The organism is Microbispora cellulosiformans (assembly GCF_008728085.1).
Taxonomy (GTDB): domain Bacteria; phylum Actinomycetota; class Actinomycetes; order Streptosporangiales; family Streptosporangiaceae; genus Microbispora; species Microbispora amethystogenes.
Map to the genome: position 1 here is coordinate 302,036 of NZ_VYTZ01000008.1, position 14,303 is coordinate 316,338.

Annotated in this window: 9 protein-coding genes; 3 read left to right on the plus strand and 6 right to left on the minus strand. The window is 71.0% G+C overall.

Translation table 11 applies throughout. From position 1 onward, the window contains the following. Position 1: 1 nt before the first annotated feature. The gene (locus F5972_RS23990; RefSeq protein WP_191910291.1) at positions 2–397 is read right to left on the minus strand and encodes a beta/gamma crystallin-related protein; all 396 of its coding nucleotides are present in this window, start codon (positions 395–397) and stop codon (positions 2–4) included. 344 nt (positions 398–741) lie between these two features. Here F5972_RS23990 and F5972_RS23995 point away from each other — a divergent pair, with 344 nt between their 5' ends. Continuing rightward, complete coding sequence (locus F5972_RS23995) at positions 742–2,124, plus strand: hypothetical protein (protein WP_150936057.1); 1,383 nt, start codon at positions 742–744, stop codon at positions 2,122–2,124. Between the two features lie 73 nt (positions 2,125–2,197). Here the strand turns inward: F5972_RS23995 and F5972_RS24000 are convergent, their stop codons facing one another. The 5 genes from F5972_RS24000 to F5972_RS24020 form a co-directional block, all read right to left on the minus strand. Further along, positions 2,198–5,461 (minus strand): S8 family serine peptidase, encoded by a 3,264-nt coding sequence (locus F5972_RS24000; RefSeq protein ID WP_150936059.1) that lies wholly within the window; start codon positions 5,459–5,461, stop codon positions 2,198–2,200. 359 nt (positions 5,462–5,820) lie between these two features. Further along, on the minus strand, positions 5,821–6,435 hold the full coding sequence (locus tag F5972_RS24005; RefSeq protein ID WP_150936061.1) for a cadmium resistance transporter: 615 nt from the start codon (positions 6,433–6,435) through the stop codon (positions 5,821–5,823). Continuing rightward, a complete protein-coding gene (locus F5972_RS24010; protein WP_150936063.1) occupies positions 6,432–8,606 on the minus strand; it encodes a hypothetical protein in 2,175 nt (724 codons plus the stop codon). Before F5972_RS24010 ends, F5972_RS24005 begins: the two co-directional genes overlap by 4 nt. After that, entirely contained in the window at positions 8,603–9,592 is a 990-nt protein-coding gene (locus F5972_RS24015) for a DEAD/DEAH box helicase family protein (protein WP_150936065.1), read from the minus strand. Before F5972_RS24015 ends, F5972_RS24010 begins: the two co-directional genes overlap by 4 nt. A gap of 8 nt (positions 9,593–9,600) precedes the next feature. After that, the gene (locus F5972_RS24020) at positions 9,601–11,046 is read right to left on the minus strand and encodes a hypothetical protein (protein WP_150936067.1); all 1,446 of its coding nucleotides are present in this window, start codon (positions 11,044–11,046) and stop codon (positions 9,601–9,603) included. Positions 11,047–11,289: 243 nt separating this feature from the next. On the opposite strand from F5972_RS24020, the gene F5972_RS24025 reads away from it, so the two are divergent. Together F5972_RS24025 and F5972_RS24030 are read left to right on the plus strand one after the other, a co-directional pair. Continuing rightward, on the plus strand, positions 11,290–12,666 hold the full coding sequence (locus F5972_RS24025) for a DUF4407 domain-containing protein (RefSeq protein ID WP_191910292.1): 1,377 nt from the start codon (positions 11,290–11,292) through the stop codon (positions 12,664–12,666). Then, positions 12,656–14,299, plus strand: a complete 1,644-nt coding sequence (locus tag F5972_RS24030) for a serine/threonine-protein kinase (RefSeq protein ID WP_150936071.1) — start codon at positions 12,656–12,658, stop codon at positions 14,297–14,299. Before F5972_RS24025 ends, F5972_RS24030 begins: the two co-directional genes overlap by 11 nt. Positions 14,300–14,303 lie beyond the last annotated feature (4 nt).

The window sequence follows — 14,303 nt, forward strand, 5'->3', positions numbered from 1 at the left end:
GTCAGGCGAGGTTGTAGAAGGGGATGTATCCGGCGCAGCTGGAGGTGGTCAGCCGCTTGAGAGACGAGACCTTGTCGTTGAACTTCCACGGCGACGACCCGAGGTTCTCGACCCACTCTCCCGGCCGGACGCAGAAATGCCGGTCCTTGTAGTCGCGGTCGTCGTACAGGACCCAGGCGAAGACGTCGCTGTTCTTCACGGAGCTGGCCACGTCGTTCTCCCACCACCCGTACAGCCCCAGGCGGCTGGTGGTGTAGGCGTGCGGATATCCCTGGTAACCAGAGTCCTCGTACAGGGTGATCCCGACCCAGTCGGCGTGGGCCGGCGCCACGGTGACGCCGATCGCGGCGGTGGCGAGCGCCGCCGTGGCGAGCAGGGTCCTGAGCGTTCTTCTCACGTTTCCTCCTGTGCGGTGCATGGGAGGAGCGTGTCAGCCGCCTCTTGGCGCCCACTGATACCGGGACTTGGCGCCCACTCGTACGACAGTTGTGGACCGCTGGACCATCGCGTCCTTCGAGGAGGGGTACGCGATATCGCGGTATTCCTCATCAGGAAAAATCCGGTCCTGATGTGATTGTGCGCCTTTCGGGGTCGATGCAAATATCAGTCCACGGGCAAGAATTTCCGTCTCTCGTTTGTCGTCTTCCCGAGGAGGAAAGCAAGGCGCTGTGCGGCTGATCCCTGGTGGGTCATTTTGTCGGACATTCCCGCCTTTCTGGCGCAACTTCCGAGGGGCCTGCGTTGCCGAGAATCACTACCTTTGCGAGCGCGCTCGCACTCAACGTCCTACTGGCCGTCGCCGTCGTCGGGGCCGCTGGAGCCGCCACAGCCGGGCCGCCTGCCACCGTCTGGAGCCAGTACGCCCGGGTTCAGCACGCCGCGGGGCCGCCCGGTCCGCACGCGTCCGGTGCTTCGAACTCCCAGCGCGGGTCACACCACGGGCGCGGCAGGAACACGAACCACAACAAGAACAAGAACAGGAACCGGCAGCACCTGCGCGGCGGGGAAGCACAGAGCCAGCACCTGTTGCGGGACCTCACCCACGTCCTGTCGCCGTGGCAGAAGGCGGAGACGGACACCGCGGCGGGGCCGTACAACTGGCAGGCCGCGGACGCGAAGGCGAACACCTGGACCGAGCAGTACGGCCTGGCCGGCACGCAGGAGACCGGTGAGCAGGGACAGCAGGCCGCCACCTCGCCGCGCCAGAACCAGGCGACGGCCGCCGATCCGCGGGTCACGAAGGCCCGGGCGCGGGTGACGGTGACGCGCACCCCCGCCCCCGCGCCCACCCGTACGCCGACAGCCGGCCCCACGCCCACGCCTACTCCCACGCCGACTCCGACTCCGACCCCAGTGTGCGACCGCGGCGGCGAGGGTCCGGACGTCGCCTACACCGCGCTGCCCACCGACGCCCTGAGCTGCGGCGGGGTGCCCAGCCTGGGCTTTGAGTCGACCGACACCAACGAGTTCGGCGACGCCGTCGGCCTGCGCGGGGGAGGAGGGCCGCTCGGGTCGATGCGCGTCGAGTTCGTCAGCCTCGCCTGCCAGTCCGGGAGCGCCTTCGACGGCACCTGCGTGAGCGCTCCGGGGGCGACCTACACGCACCCGATCACCGCCAACGTCTACGCCGTCGACACCGGCACCAATCCCGTGAGCCCCGGCGCGCTGCTGGCCACCGTGACGGTGAACCAGACGATCGGCTACCGGCCCACGGCCGACCCGGTGAGATGCACGGGGCCGAACCTCGGCGACTGGTTCAACCCGGCCTCGGGCAAGTGCGAGAGGGCATTCAACCAGATCCTCACGTTCGACTTTCCGGTGGGCACGGTGCTGCCGGCCCAGGTGGTCTGGACGGTCGCCTTCAACACCACCAACGCCGGATACAACCCGATCGGCACGGGCGCGCCCTGCTACAGCACCCCCAGCGGGTGCCCGTACGACGCGCTCAACGTCGGGGCCTTCACCTTCCCGAACGCGCCGTACGCCGGCGTCGACCTGAACCCGGACGTGTTCTATCTCAGCCAGGACGCCCAGCCGCTACAGCCCGAGACGGGTGCGACCGGCTTCACTCCGCTCGGCGAGATCAGGTACGGAGTGGGAGGAGGTTCGACGGAGCCTCACTAGGTTCGCCGGGAACGGGTGAGAAGCGGAAAGGCCCGGCGGACACGCGCTGTCCGCCGGGCCTCTCCGGGGAGACCTACTGAATGGTCACCTTGTCGACCTCGACCGTGATGCCCTTCACCTCGGGGGTGGATGTCGCGGTCATGACGGTGCCGGTGCCCGCGGACACGCCCTTCATCGTGAAGGAGTAGCTGAGCGTGCCGCCGGGGGCGCCCGGCGTACTGGTGACGCGGTAGTCCTGCGTCGGCGGGCCGCTGATCTGGGTGCCGGCGGTGCCCTCGACGTTCTCGGCGCCGACGGTCAGGCCGTACACCGCGCCGGGGTCACCGGGCAGGTTGCCCGGATCGTAGGCGTACGTGATGTCCTCGGCGCCGCCCAGCCCGATCCACTGCTGGAAGACCTTCAGGCTGTTCGTGCCGTACAGGTTGAGCCTCCACTCGACGACCAGCCACCTGTTCACCCCGTCGCTCAGGGTGGCGACGTAGACGCCGGGCGCTCCGGTGCCGTCCAGGTCGGTCCAGTACGGCGCGAGCACGCCGTTCGGCTGGGCGGTGTCGGGGAGCGTCTGCGGCGTCGACTGGATGTCCGCCGAGCCGTTCGTGCCGCCCGCGACCGTGTAGCCGTCGGAGACCACGCCGATCCTGGTGAACGTACGGCCCGCGAAGGTGTACGCCGGGACGGTGTAGTTCAGCGCCTCCTCGTCGCCGATGGGCGTCGGGGTGATGCCGAAGGCCGCGAGCGGAATGTACCCGGCCGGGCTGGAACCCGGGGCGATGACCGGCTTGTCCGGCTGCCTCCCCGCCAGCGTCTTCTTGGTCGTCACGATCTGGCTGCCGACCTGGGTCGCTCCGGTGACGCCGGTGAGCCGCAGCTTGGCGTCGAGCGTGCTGAGCGCGGTGACCTCGGTGTCCTGCAGGGTGGTGTTCTGCACCGAGACCGTGCAGGTGGACTGGCCGGTGTTCCTGGCGATGGTGCTCGGCGTGCAGGTCTGGTCGATCGGGACCGCGCCCTCGCGCCGGTAGAAGGCCACCGGCAGGTGCTGCTCCCGGCTGCCGCCGACCTGCTTGAGGTTCACCTGGCCGAAGTACTGCCCCTCGGGCAGGTCCGGCGCGGTGATCAGGATGGTGACCTTCTGGCTCTTGCCCGGCTTCACCGTGAAGAGCGGCGGCAGCACCGTGATGTTCGCCCCGCTGACCGTGGTGCCCAGCGCGGTGTACGTGAGCGTCTTGGTGGTCGGGTTGACGAACGTACGCTTCGCGCTGATCACGCCCGGCATGACGGGCGCGTTCACCGACGGCAGGTTGAGGTCGATCCGGTTCAGCGGGTCGGCGGCCGAGGCGGCGTAGTTCACCGCGGTCTCGTCCAGGGTCAGGCCCGCGTCGCCCGCCTTGGTCAGGTCGATGCGCCCGCCGCCGTAGTCGAACGGGTCGGCCGGGGTGGTCCGGTCCTCCTTGGTGACCTTCGTCGTCGCGGTGGTCTCCAGGGCCGACTTGACCTGGCCCGGCGTCCAGGTCGGGTGCAGCGCGAACAGGAGCGCGCCGGCGCCCGCGACGTGCGGCGACGACATCGAGGTCCCGGCGATGACCTGGTAGAGGTTGCCCGCAGGGCCTTCCACCGGCGAGTCGGGAGTCGGGGTCATGCCCGCCAGGATGTGCAGGCCGGGCGCGGAGACGTCCGGCTTCAGGAAGTCGCCGCCGGGGCCGCGCGAGGAGAACGAGGTCATCACGTCGCCCTGCCAGGTGGCCTTCGTCCCCTGGGTGAAGGTCGCCGTCGTGCCCGGGTGGGAGCTCAGCCAGCTCAGCAGGACGTCGGTCTCCGGCTTGTCGATGTGCACCGTCGGCAGCCAGTGGTTGTCGGTCATGACGTCCTGCGGCGTGGCGTTGTAGAGGATCATCCCCGCGGCGCCACCCTGCCTGACCGCGAAGCCCTTGAGCACCCGGTTCGGGCCGCGCTGACAGGCGACGATCTTCCCGGAGAACAGCCCCGGAGGCGCCGGGTTGACACACAGCGGGTCGTTGTACGGCGGCGCCGAGGCGAGCACCACGGGCAGCGGCGAGGAGACGCCCGCCGTGATCGACGCGCCCTTGATCGTCGGCCCGCCGGTCAGCGTGATCGTCGACTGGAAGGTGCGGCTCTGCGTCGAGGCCGCCACGGTGGTCACCCACGGGCCGCGGTGGTCCGTCGTGGCGGCGCCCGGCCCGGAGTTGCCCGCCGACGCCGAGACGAACACGCCCGCGGCGTACGCGTCCAGGAACGCGAGCTCGACCGCGTCGCTGTAGGGGTCGGAGCCGCCGCCGATCGAGAAGTTGATGACACGTACGCCGTCGGCGATGGCCTGCGCCACCGCGGCCACCGAGTCGGACTGGTAGCAGCCCTGCTCGCCGCAGACCTTGTAGACCGCGACGTGCGCGGCCGGCGCGATGCCGTGGATCGCGCCGCGGTCGATGCCGAGCGGGTTGGCGTGGTCGACCGGCCCGCCCGCCGAGGTGGTGGCGGTGTGCGTCCCGTGGCCGCCGCTGTCACGGGCGCTGTCCGGGTACACCTCCCCGCCCACGACCGCGTTGTACGTCGCGAGGAACGGCTGGCCGGAGATCAGCTTGCGGTTGCACGGGAAGGGATCGGCCGCCGGGGTCAGCGGGTTGTCGCCGAAGTTGCAGGTGCGCGGCGTGCCGTCCGCCTTGGGCGGGGGAGCGGGCAGCGTGCCGGGGTCGGTGAACGACGGGTGCTCCGGCCACGCGCCGGTGTCGAGGATGCCGACGATGACGCCCTTGCCCGACGACTTCATCCCGCCGAGCTGGTTGTAGACGGTCGGCGCGCCGATGAACTCGGCGCTGGAGTCGGTGAGCGGCTGCTCCACCCTGTCCTTCTGCACGGCCGCCACACCGGGCAGCTTGAGCAGGTCGGCGGCCTTGTTCGCGGGCAGCGTGAGGGCGACGCCGCCGTAGACCGTGCGGAGCTTCTGCCCCACCCGGACGCCGGGGATCTTCCTGCCGAGCTCGCCGAGGAAGGAGTTCTCGACGCTCTCGATGTGCTTCTGGTATTTCGCCGAGTCGCCGCTCTTGACGTTCAGCGCCTTGCCGGTGACGGACGGGCTGGTGCCGGGGAGCCCCGGCAGGCCGCCCTTGTAGGCCGCCAGCGAGTCGTAGTCGAGCTTCACCACGACGGTCGTCGGGTCCGCCGACTGTGATTTCAGCAGCTCGGGGTCGCTTTTGGCGAGCTTGCCGGAGGGCGACTTGGCGCCCTGGACGTGCTCGGCGTCCGTCAGTGCCGTGGCGGTCCAGGACCGCGAGGGAGTCGGGGTCGGGGTCGGGTCCGCGGCGGCGGACCCCGCCGGGGCCATCACTGGTAGGAGGGCAAGGCCGGCGACGAGCGCCGTCGTGCGTAACGCCGTCTTACGTAATAAGGACGGGGGCTTCCTCGACACGACACCTCCATGGGGACCTGTGAGGCCTCGTCACCCGGGAGCCCGCGACGGCGCCCGGAGGCGCCTGAGGGCATGGAGGATCGCGCCGCCGCCCACTGGGCGTGGAGGGGCACGGCCCTCCCCCGTGGGCGACGAGCGAACGGCCGCCGAGGGCAGGCGGCCGAACCTGTCAGGGAGTCTAACTTCGGATCGTTTGCCAGACTAGATCGTTCCATTCCGCGCTTTTTCATGCTTCTATAGACGACCTCGCCGTGCCCGATTCTCCTTTGTGGAAATCAGAGAAAATCGGTCAGACGGCCGATGACGCCGGAATCGAGCACAATCAGCGCGCCGATCGCGACGAACACGATTGGGACGAGCCAGTGCCCGAATCGTTCCGCGAACTCGATGATCTTTTTGTGTGAGCCCAGCCAGGACGCCACCGCGCACCAGACGGCGACCAGGACGGCGAACACGGCGATGGTGAGCAGGCTGGCCGCGGGACCGATGGAGCGGAACAGGGGCGTGTAGACGGAGACGTTGTCCGCGCCGTTGGCGACGGTGACGCCCGCGACGGAGAGGACTCCGGTGGCCACCGCGGGAGCGGGGTCGTCGTCCCCGCCGGACGAACGCGCCGCCGCGACCAGGCCGCGTACGCCGAGGGCGAGCGGGACCAGGCCGAGCAGGCCCACCCATTGATCCGGTACGACGGCGAGGCCGAGGGCGGCGACGCCCGACACGGCGACGAGCGCCGCGATCCCGGCGTACTGGCCCGTCACGATCTGCCAGGGACGGGGCCGCCCCCGAGCGCGGGCCGAAAGGAACAGCACGGTCAGGATGACCACGTCGTCGACATTGGTGCCCGCGAACACCGCGAATGCGGTCCCGAGCGTGGCCGGAACGCCGCTCACACCCGAGGCCGCCCGATCAACGACCCCTTGAACCGGGAGGGCCTCCAGACGAGGAGAACCGCCCCCGCCAGTCCGGCGACGGCGGCGACGACACTGGTGATCAGGATGAGGTCCCCCGAGCTTCCCGGCGGTTCGCTCACGGGTTTCGCGGAGGACGCGAGCGCGGGAGCGGGTGAGTAGATCCGGTCGACGAACGCCTTCGCGTCCGCCTGAGGGTTATCGGAGGATTTCACGCCCTCCTTCTTCAGGCCGTCCATCGCCGGCTCCAGGGCCGACTTCAGCGCGGAGTCGGCCCCGACGACGATTCTCCGTTCCGGAAGCAGGTCGTCGAGGGCGGGCGAAGGCGCGTAGTCGTCCGCCTTGACGTCACCGGAGACGATGGCGGCTTCCGCATCCCGCTTGATCAGCGACTCCGTCAGTTCGCTGTCCGGGACGCGGGTCAGTTCTGATTCGGGATAGAGCTCGCGGATACGCTTCTCCACGTCCTTGCTGAAGGTTTCGCGGACGAGAATTTTCTTGGGGAGGTCCCCTTCTCCGCCCCGCACGAGCAGGACGTCCCGCGTGCCGGAGGGAAAGTTGCCCACGGGAGTCAGGGCTGCGGCGTTCATGTCGTCGTAGGCAGCGGGGGCGTAGCCGATGAGCACGGAGGGAGCGCCCTGCACCTGGGCGTTTGTCTGGTACCCCGCGCGGCGGAGCGCCTCCCTGACGACCTCCGTCACGTACGGCTGCGCCGCCGCGTCCCTCACAAGGACGACCTTCTGCGGCGGCGGCAAAGGGAGAGCCTGCTGTGCCGGGGCGTCGTCGCCGGGCAGAAGAAGCCGCAGGGCGGCTGCACCGGCGAAGGCGACGGTGAGCACCAGGACGCCGACGGTGCACGCCAGCCGATGCCGCCGGGCCCAGGTGCCGAACTGCCACCACTGCTGCCTGGACAGGCCTTTCAGGAGGCGTCGCACGGTCTTCGGTGTGCTGTTGGCCCTCAGCAGGGACCGGCACTTTCCCTTCCACATCGACTGCTCGTCCGGCTGGAAGGCCGCCGAGACCAGCCGCTCGTACAGGTGGTCGCGGTCCTCCTGCTGATCGATCACATGTTGGAAGCAGGTGTACGTGTAGAGGGCGTCTGCCAGGGCCTCTCTGTCGGACGGGGTCCACACGACCGCCAGGAGCGCGTCCAGGGCCGGCCCGGTGTCCTGCCTTGAGGCGCCGGCGAGCTTGCGGGCGAGAACGGCGACCGTGGGGCCCTGGTGAGCTGCCTCCACCACCTCGGGGGCTCTGCTCACAGGGGGCGCGGGTGCGGGGGCTGGTCGCGTGGGAGGCGACTGGGAGGCCGACTGGCGGAGAAGATCGAAGACCCGGGGGCGGTCGCTGTCGTCGAACGACAGGGGTTTGGTCTGTCCCGCGAGCCATCCGATCAGGTCGGGGTAGTCCACGTCACGGTTGCGCAGAATGCGGTGGTACTTCGCCGAGTACTCGTCGAGGGGAATGTCCGCGCCCTGGCCCCACTGGACGGCCTGGACACCCTCCGGGGCGTACCGGGCGAAGGAGAGCTTGATCCGGTGTTTCGTCGTGCTGCTGGTCCAGGTCGCCGCGCTGAACCTGGTCCGCAGGCCGTACGGCAGCAGCGCCATGACCGTGTCGACGAAGCGCAACCGCTGGGCCATCGGGACGCCGTCCGCGCCGACGAGGCAGACCTGCTGCCCGGCGGCCAGCAGCGCGGCGGCGGCCAGCGCGTCCGGCCCCGGCATGACGGCGCGCGGGTCGAGCGCCGGCACGGCCACGGTCAGCGGCGGCTCCGGGGTCAGCGGGAGCGCGTCGAAAGCCGCGTACAGCGCCTGGTACGACACCGGGTGGTCCTGGAGCTGGTGGTACGGCACGAAGAACCACCGGGTGTAGGCGACCTTCCGGCCTGCGAAGTCACGGTGGTCCGACCAGGTGTGGATCGCCAGCACCACGTTGTCGGATCGCTCGCCGTGGTCCCTGGTGGCCGCGCGGGCGATCGTCACCTGGGGCAGCTCGGAGGGCGTGCCGGCGGCGTACTTCGCCCTGAGCTCGTCGAAGACGCCGGCGAAGCGTTCGTCGCTCCACCTCAGCAGGCCGTACTCGTCGTAGCTGCCGTGCTCCTTGCCTTCGAGCGCCCACTCGAAGCCGATTCTCCGCGCGCCGTCCCCGTTCATTGCGGGGTCTCCTTGTCGGCGGCGAGCCGCCGCCCGAGCCACAGCATGGGCTCGACCACGTTGATCGGGTGGATCGGCCCGCGGATGCGCAGGTCGTCGTCCTCAGGAAGCAGGTTCTGGAAGTCGTGCCAGTCGAACGCCCTCGTCTGCGGATGGACGTAGAAGCCGATCGACGAGGTGACGAAGAACCGCACCCGGTCGGGGTGGAAGTAGCGGCCGAGCGCGTTGAGGACCATGTCGGCGTTGCCGTTGGCCGACAGGTCGCACAACTGCCGGAACAGGTCCCGGGCGTCGTCGTCGGACACGCGGGGGAAGCCGTACGGGTCGTCGGGCTCCGGGGCGAGCAGGTGCATCTTCTCGGCCGTCTCCAGCACGCGCGGGTCGTCGAACTTCGTGACGCACACGGCGACGTGGTGCGGGAGCCGGCCGCCGGTGAGCCGGCCGAGGTCGCGCATCCGCTCGGTGAGCCGCTTGAGCGGCGGATGGAGATGGTCGAAGGCGTCGCCGCGTTCGAACTCGCGGATCGGGTCGAAGAGGAAGACGACGCCACGGCTCTTCACCAGGTCGTTCAGCATCCGCTCACGCAGGTCGTCCAGCACGTCCGGGCCGTAGTCGAGCCGCCGGGGACCGGCGCTGAAGAGGCCGCCCGGCGCGTCGATCATGCCGATGCCGACCTCGAACGGCTCCGGTTTGCCCGCCTTGCGCCACCACCGCCGCCTGTGCCGCTCGCCGGGGCCGTAAAGCGTCCAGTGGTAGTGCTCCAAGCCCTGGCTCGCCTCGGGGAACACCTTGCCGGAGGACAGCGCGTTCGTCCGCTCGATCAGGAACTCCGACGACGCGGGGTCCGAGCCGACGATCCTCCAGTCGTCGTCCCTGCGCATCAGGGCGATGTCCAGGGCGGCCAGCAGCGTCGTCTTGCCGCTGCCCGGCGCGCCCCACATGGCGATGTCGTGGGCGGGCCGCCCCGGCTTCGGATCGGGCTGCATGCCGGTGTTCACTCCGTCTCGTCGAGCAGGGGAAACGGGACGTGGACGGCGGCGGGCGCGGCGAGCCCGAGGCCGGCGGCCAGTCCCTGGAGGTCGAGGGCGTCGAGGTGGGCCAGCGCCTGGGCGCCGAGATGACGCCAGATCCGGTGCGCCCGGCCGTCCTCGGGCTGGTCGCAGATCGCGCCGAACGCGAACCCGGGGAGCTGTTCCAGGTGCGTGAGCAGCGACTGCCAGTCGTGCCGCTGCGGGCAGGGCAGGACGCCGGAGCGGTCCGCCCACATCGGATGCGGGCGGCGGTCGCCGATGGTGAGCAGCACATGCCGGCTTGGCGGCGACTTGCTCCGGCTGAGCCGGGCCGCCACCGTCGCCAGCATGTCCTCCAGCTGCGCGGCGTGCGGGTGGTACGGGTAGCCCTGGGTGACGGCCCCTCGCTCCTCCAGGGTGTCCAGCCCCTTGAGGGCCGCCTCCGCCGGGGCCTGCCAGGTGACGACCTCCACCGGCCGGTCCCGTACGGACCGGTCGAAGGAGTGCGCGCCGTACGCGACGAGGGAGACGCGCGGCGCGTCCGCGGGCTCGCCGGACAGGAAGGCGATCATCTGGCGGGCGCGGCCCAGCCGCTCCTCGACCTTGACGTCCGGTCCGCACACCTCGACCGCGCAGATCAGGTGGGCCGGGCCGGTCCTCGGCGGCAGCCGGTCCGGCACGTCGGCGAGGAGATCGTCCCAGGTCCGCCGATCGGCGGCGAGGCCGGGCAGCCCCGCGAACCGCACCCGGCCCGGCCGCACCAGCTCGGCGGTGACGACGTACGGCCCGGGGGCGACCCTGGCGCTGTGCACGGAGAGCAGCCGCGGCTCCCGGCCCTGCCGCGTGACGACGGCGAGGGCCGTGCCGTGCTCGCCGCCCGGCGCGCAGCGGACGGTGAGCTCCGTGCGGGTCCCGGCGCGGGCGCCGACCGGGAACAGCAGCTTGCCCGCCAGCTCCAGCCGCCCGCCGGCCCCGGCGGGCCGCATCACCACGAGGTCGTACGACTGGCACAGTGGGTCGCCGACGAGGACGTCCCTGACCAGCCCGGTGATCGGCGCGGAGGTGGAGAACACCTGTGCCGTGCGCGCCTCGCGCAGCCACTCCAGCGCCTGTAAGGCCGTCGCGCTCTCGGGGGACGAGCTCACGACGACGACCTCCGACCCGGGCGCGGGCAGACCGGCGGCGCGCAGCAGGGCCTGCCGGGCGTCCTCGCCCCAGCCGTGCTCCGCCGTCAGCGTGATCCACGGCAGTACCCACTGGCGGCCGAGCGCGGTGCCATGCTCGTCCCGGTGGATCTCGAAGGTCGTCATGCCGTCGGCGGCGACCTCCACGACGACGAGCCTGCCGGTGGCGGTGAGTCCCGCGACGGCCCGGGCGAGGGCCTTGCTGAGCAGGTCCTCGCCGGGCTCCGGCACGGGATCCCGCGTCATGCCTCGTGCCCCGTCCTCGACCCCGAACCCCGCCCCGTCCGTGTCCCCGTCCCCCGTGTCATCCCCAGTGCCGTCCCCGGCGAGAAGTTCTCGAATGCGCCCACCTTCTGTGATGACATCACGGTAAATTCCCGCGATATCGCGAAACGTGACATAGGAGAACTACGATAGCGGTGTGGCGCGCGTCACGCGATGTTTCCGTGTGTACGGCACAGGCCAGAACTCCAATCTCCCGGGAGAAACATGAGGGACTTTCTGATTGCGTTGTCCGGAGCGAGATCGGAGGTCCTGGAGCGTTGCCCGACCGAGAAACCCAAGTTCGAGGGCATCGGGGGCGCCGTCCTCACGACGGGCGTCCTCGCCACGATCTCGATGACGTTCGCCCTGAGCAGCGCGCTCGGGCTCAACGTCGTCGTCTCCCTCCTCGCCGGTCTGGTGTGGGGCCTGATGATCCTGAGCCTCGACCGCTGGCTGGTCAGCACGATGAGGGCGGACGCTCCGCGCCGCTGGCCGCTGGCCGTCCCCCGAATCCTCATGGCGCTCCTTCTCGGTTTCGTCATCTCCACTCCATTGGTCCTGCAGATCTTCAAGTCCGAAATCGACGCGCAGATCGTCGAGATCAAGCAGCGGCGGGCGGACGTATTCGTCGCGCAGCAGCAACAGGGCGTGACCGGTAAGACCATCGGCCAGCTCCGCCAGGAGGTCGCGAACCTCGAGAAGGTGGTCTCCTCCGGTGGCGACGTCCCCGTCGCCACCGACCAGGACCCGCAGATCGTCGCGCTCACCGCCGACCGGGACAGCGAGCGGAAGCTCGCCGACCAGCACTACACCGAGTGGCAGTGCCAGCTCTACGGAGGGCCCTCCTGCCCGAAGAAGGGCGACGGCCCGCTCGCCCGGGACAGCAAGCGCGCGTACGACAAGAACAAGCGCCGCATCGACCTGCTGAACGGGCAGATCGAGAAGCGCAAGAAGGACCTGACCGACAGCGGCCAGGAGGCCAAGCAGGTCCGCCTCACCAGCGCGCAGGAGGCGTTGCCGAAGGCGCGGGCGCAGCTCGACGCGGCCCTGAGGCGGCAGGGGGACCTGCAGCAGTCCTTCGACGCCGAGAACCTCACCACCAACGGACTGCTCATCAGGATGCAGGCGCTCAACGAGATCACCGGCAAGGACATGAGCCTCAGCATGACCCGGCTGCTGCTCTTCCTGCTGTTCCTGCTCATCGAGTGCCTGCCGGTCGCGGTGAAGCTGATGCAGCGGCCCGGCAACTACGAGAAGGTGCTCGCGCTCGCCGAGCAGCACGAGTTCCGCGCCGCGCGGGGCAGCTTCACCGCCGGGGCGATGACCCGGCCGCCGACCGCGGGGCCCGCCAACGGCGCCTCGGACATCTGGGGCATCTGGTCCCGTACGGGGGACACCGGGCCGTTCCCGTCGGTGCCCACACCTCGTCCCGACGACCCGTCCCGAGGGCCGACGGGAACCCGCGCCGAGCACGTCGCCGACGGCTACGGCTCGGTCGAGGACCAGGAACTGCGCCGCATGCCGGACACCCGCACCCTCCGGTTGTCGCGGCCCGCCCCGGAGCGCTCCGGCGGGGTCGAACTGCTCCCCGATGACGACTGACTCCGCCGGCATGACGGTCGGCGGCCCGGCGCGGCCCGGGCAGGTCGTCGTGGGCCGGTACGAACTGCGGTCCCTGCTGGGCCGGGGCGGCATGGGCGCGGTGTGGCTCGCCTGGGACCAGGCGCTGGAGCGCCTGGTCGCCATGAAGGAGATCCCCCTGTGGCCGTACGGCGAGCGCGCCGAGGTCCAGCGGCAGAGGGCGCTCCGGGAGGCGCGGTCCCTCGCCCAGGTCGCGCATCCCTCGATCGTCGTGGTGCACGACGTCTTCGAGGCGGACGGCAGGCCGTGGATCGTCATGGCCCACGTCGAGGGCGTCAGTCTGGAAGACCAGATCAAGGAGGGCGTGCTGGCCGAGAGGACGGCCGCGTCCGTCGCCCGCGACGTGCTGGGGGGACTGACCGCCGCGCACGCCGTCGGCGTGGTGCACCGGGACGTCAAGCCCGCCAACATCCTGATCAGCCGGGCCGGGAAGGTAGTCCTGGTCGACTTCGGCATCGCCCAGATCTCCGGGACGAGCGGCCTCACGGCCCGGAGCCGCCTGCTCGGCACCCCCGAGTTCATGGCGCCGGAACGGATCAAGGGGGAGGCGGCGAGCGCGGCGTCCGACCTGTGGTCGCTCGGCGTCACCCTCTTCTGGGCCGTCGAGGGCCGCTCGCCCTTCCGCCGGGGCAACGAGCACGCGACCATGCTGGCCGTCATCAGCGACGACCCGGAGCCGACACGGCCCGGGCCGCTGTCCCGCGTGGTGACCGGGTTGCTGGAGAAGGATCCCGCCCGGCGCATGACAGCGGAGAACGCCGACGCCATCCTGCGAACGATCCTCAACGGCCCGACGCCCCGGACTGCTCCGGCCCCCGGTCGTGGGGCGGCAGCCGAGCCTCCGCGGAAACCCCCGGCGTCGGCACCCGCGCGGGATGCGAGGCGCGAGGATGCGGGCGTACGGGCGCCCGAGCGGAGCGCGGGGCGTGAGCGTGCGGACACACCGTCGCCGGAGCCGGCCAGGGCTCCCGGCCGTACTCCTGGAGGCAGGCCGGGCGGTGCTCCCTGCGGCGGGCCGCCAGAACGCGGCCACGCTGGAGGTCTCCGCGGCGGCTCGCCGTCCGTAACGCCGTCGGGGGTGTCCCAGGGGGCGGCGACGGTGGAGACGATCCGGCGGGTGTCACCGGCAGAGGGAGCGCGTCTCTTGCTCGCTCAGCCCAGGCAGGCGGCCGCGTCGCTGCTCGACGCCCTGGACCCGGCGGCCGCGGGCGCGTTGCTGGACGCCATGGCGGGCGAGCCGTCGGCGGCGGCGACGGTGCTGGCCCTGATGGGGACGGCGAAAGCGGGACGGGCCGTCGACCACATGGCCGCCACTGGCGCGGCCGCGGTGCTGCGCGCGATGCCCACGGGCCGGGGCACCCTGGTCATGGCGGGGGTCGCGGACCGGAGCGCCGCCGCGATCCTCACCGCGCTCGGGCCCACCACGACCGCGGTCCGGCTGGTCGAGTCGATGACGACACGGCGGGCCTGGCGGGTCCTCGACAACGTGCCGCCGGCCGTCATCGCGGCCCTGCTGCGGGCGACCGCCGACGGCCGCGCCGACCGCCTCCTCTCCGGCCTCAGCCCCGCCGTCCGGCGGCAGATCACCGAGTGACGAC

Excerpts from the sequence above, each read along its gene's own strand:
- F5972_RS24030 (WP_150936071.1), top strand. The coding sequence starts at position 12,656 with ATGACGACTGACTCCGCCGGCATGACGGTCGGCGGCCCGGCGCGGCCC.
- F5972_RS24015 (WP_150936065.1), bottom strand. The coding sequence starts at position 9,592 with ATGCAGCCCGATCCGAAGCCGGGGCGGCCCGCCCACGACATCGCCATG.
- F5972_RS24020 (WP_150936067.1), bottom strand. The coding sequence starts at position 11,046 with ATGACGCGGGATCCCGTGCCGGAGCCCGGCGAGGACCTGCTCAGCAAG.
- F5972_RS24025 (WP_191910292.1), top strand. The coding sequence starts at position 11,290 with ATGAGGGACTTTCTGATTGCGTTGTCCGGAGCGAGATCGGAGGTCCTG.
- F5972_RS24000 (WP_150936059.1), bottom strand. The coding sequence starts at position 5,461 with ATGGCCCCGGCGGGGTCCGCCGCCGCGGACCCGACCCCGACCCCGACT.
- F5972_RS24010 (WP_150936063.1), bottom strand. The coding sequence starts at position 8,606 with ATGAACGGGGACGGCGCGCGGAGAATCGGCTTCGAGTGGGCGCTCGAA.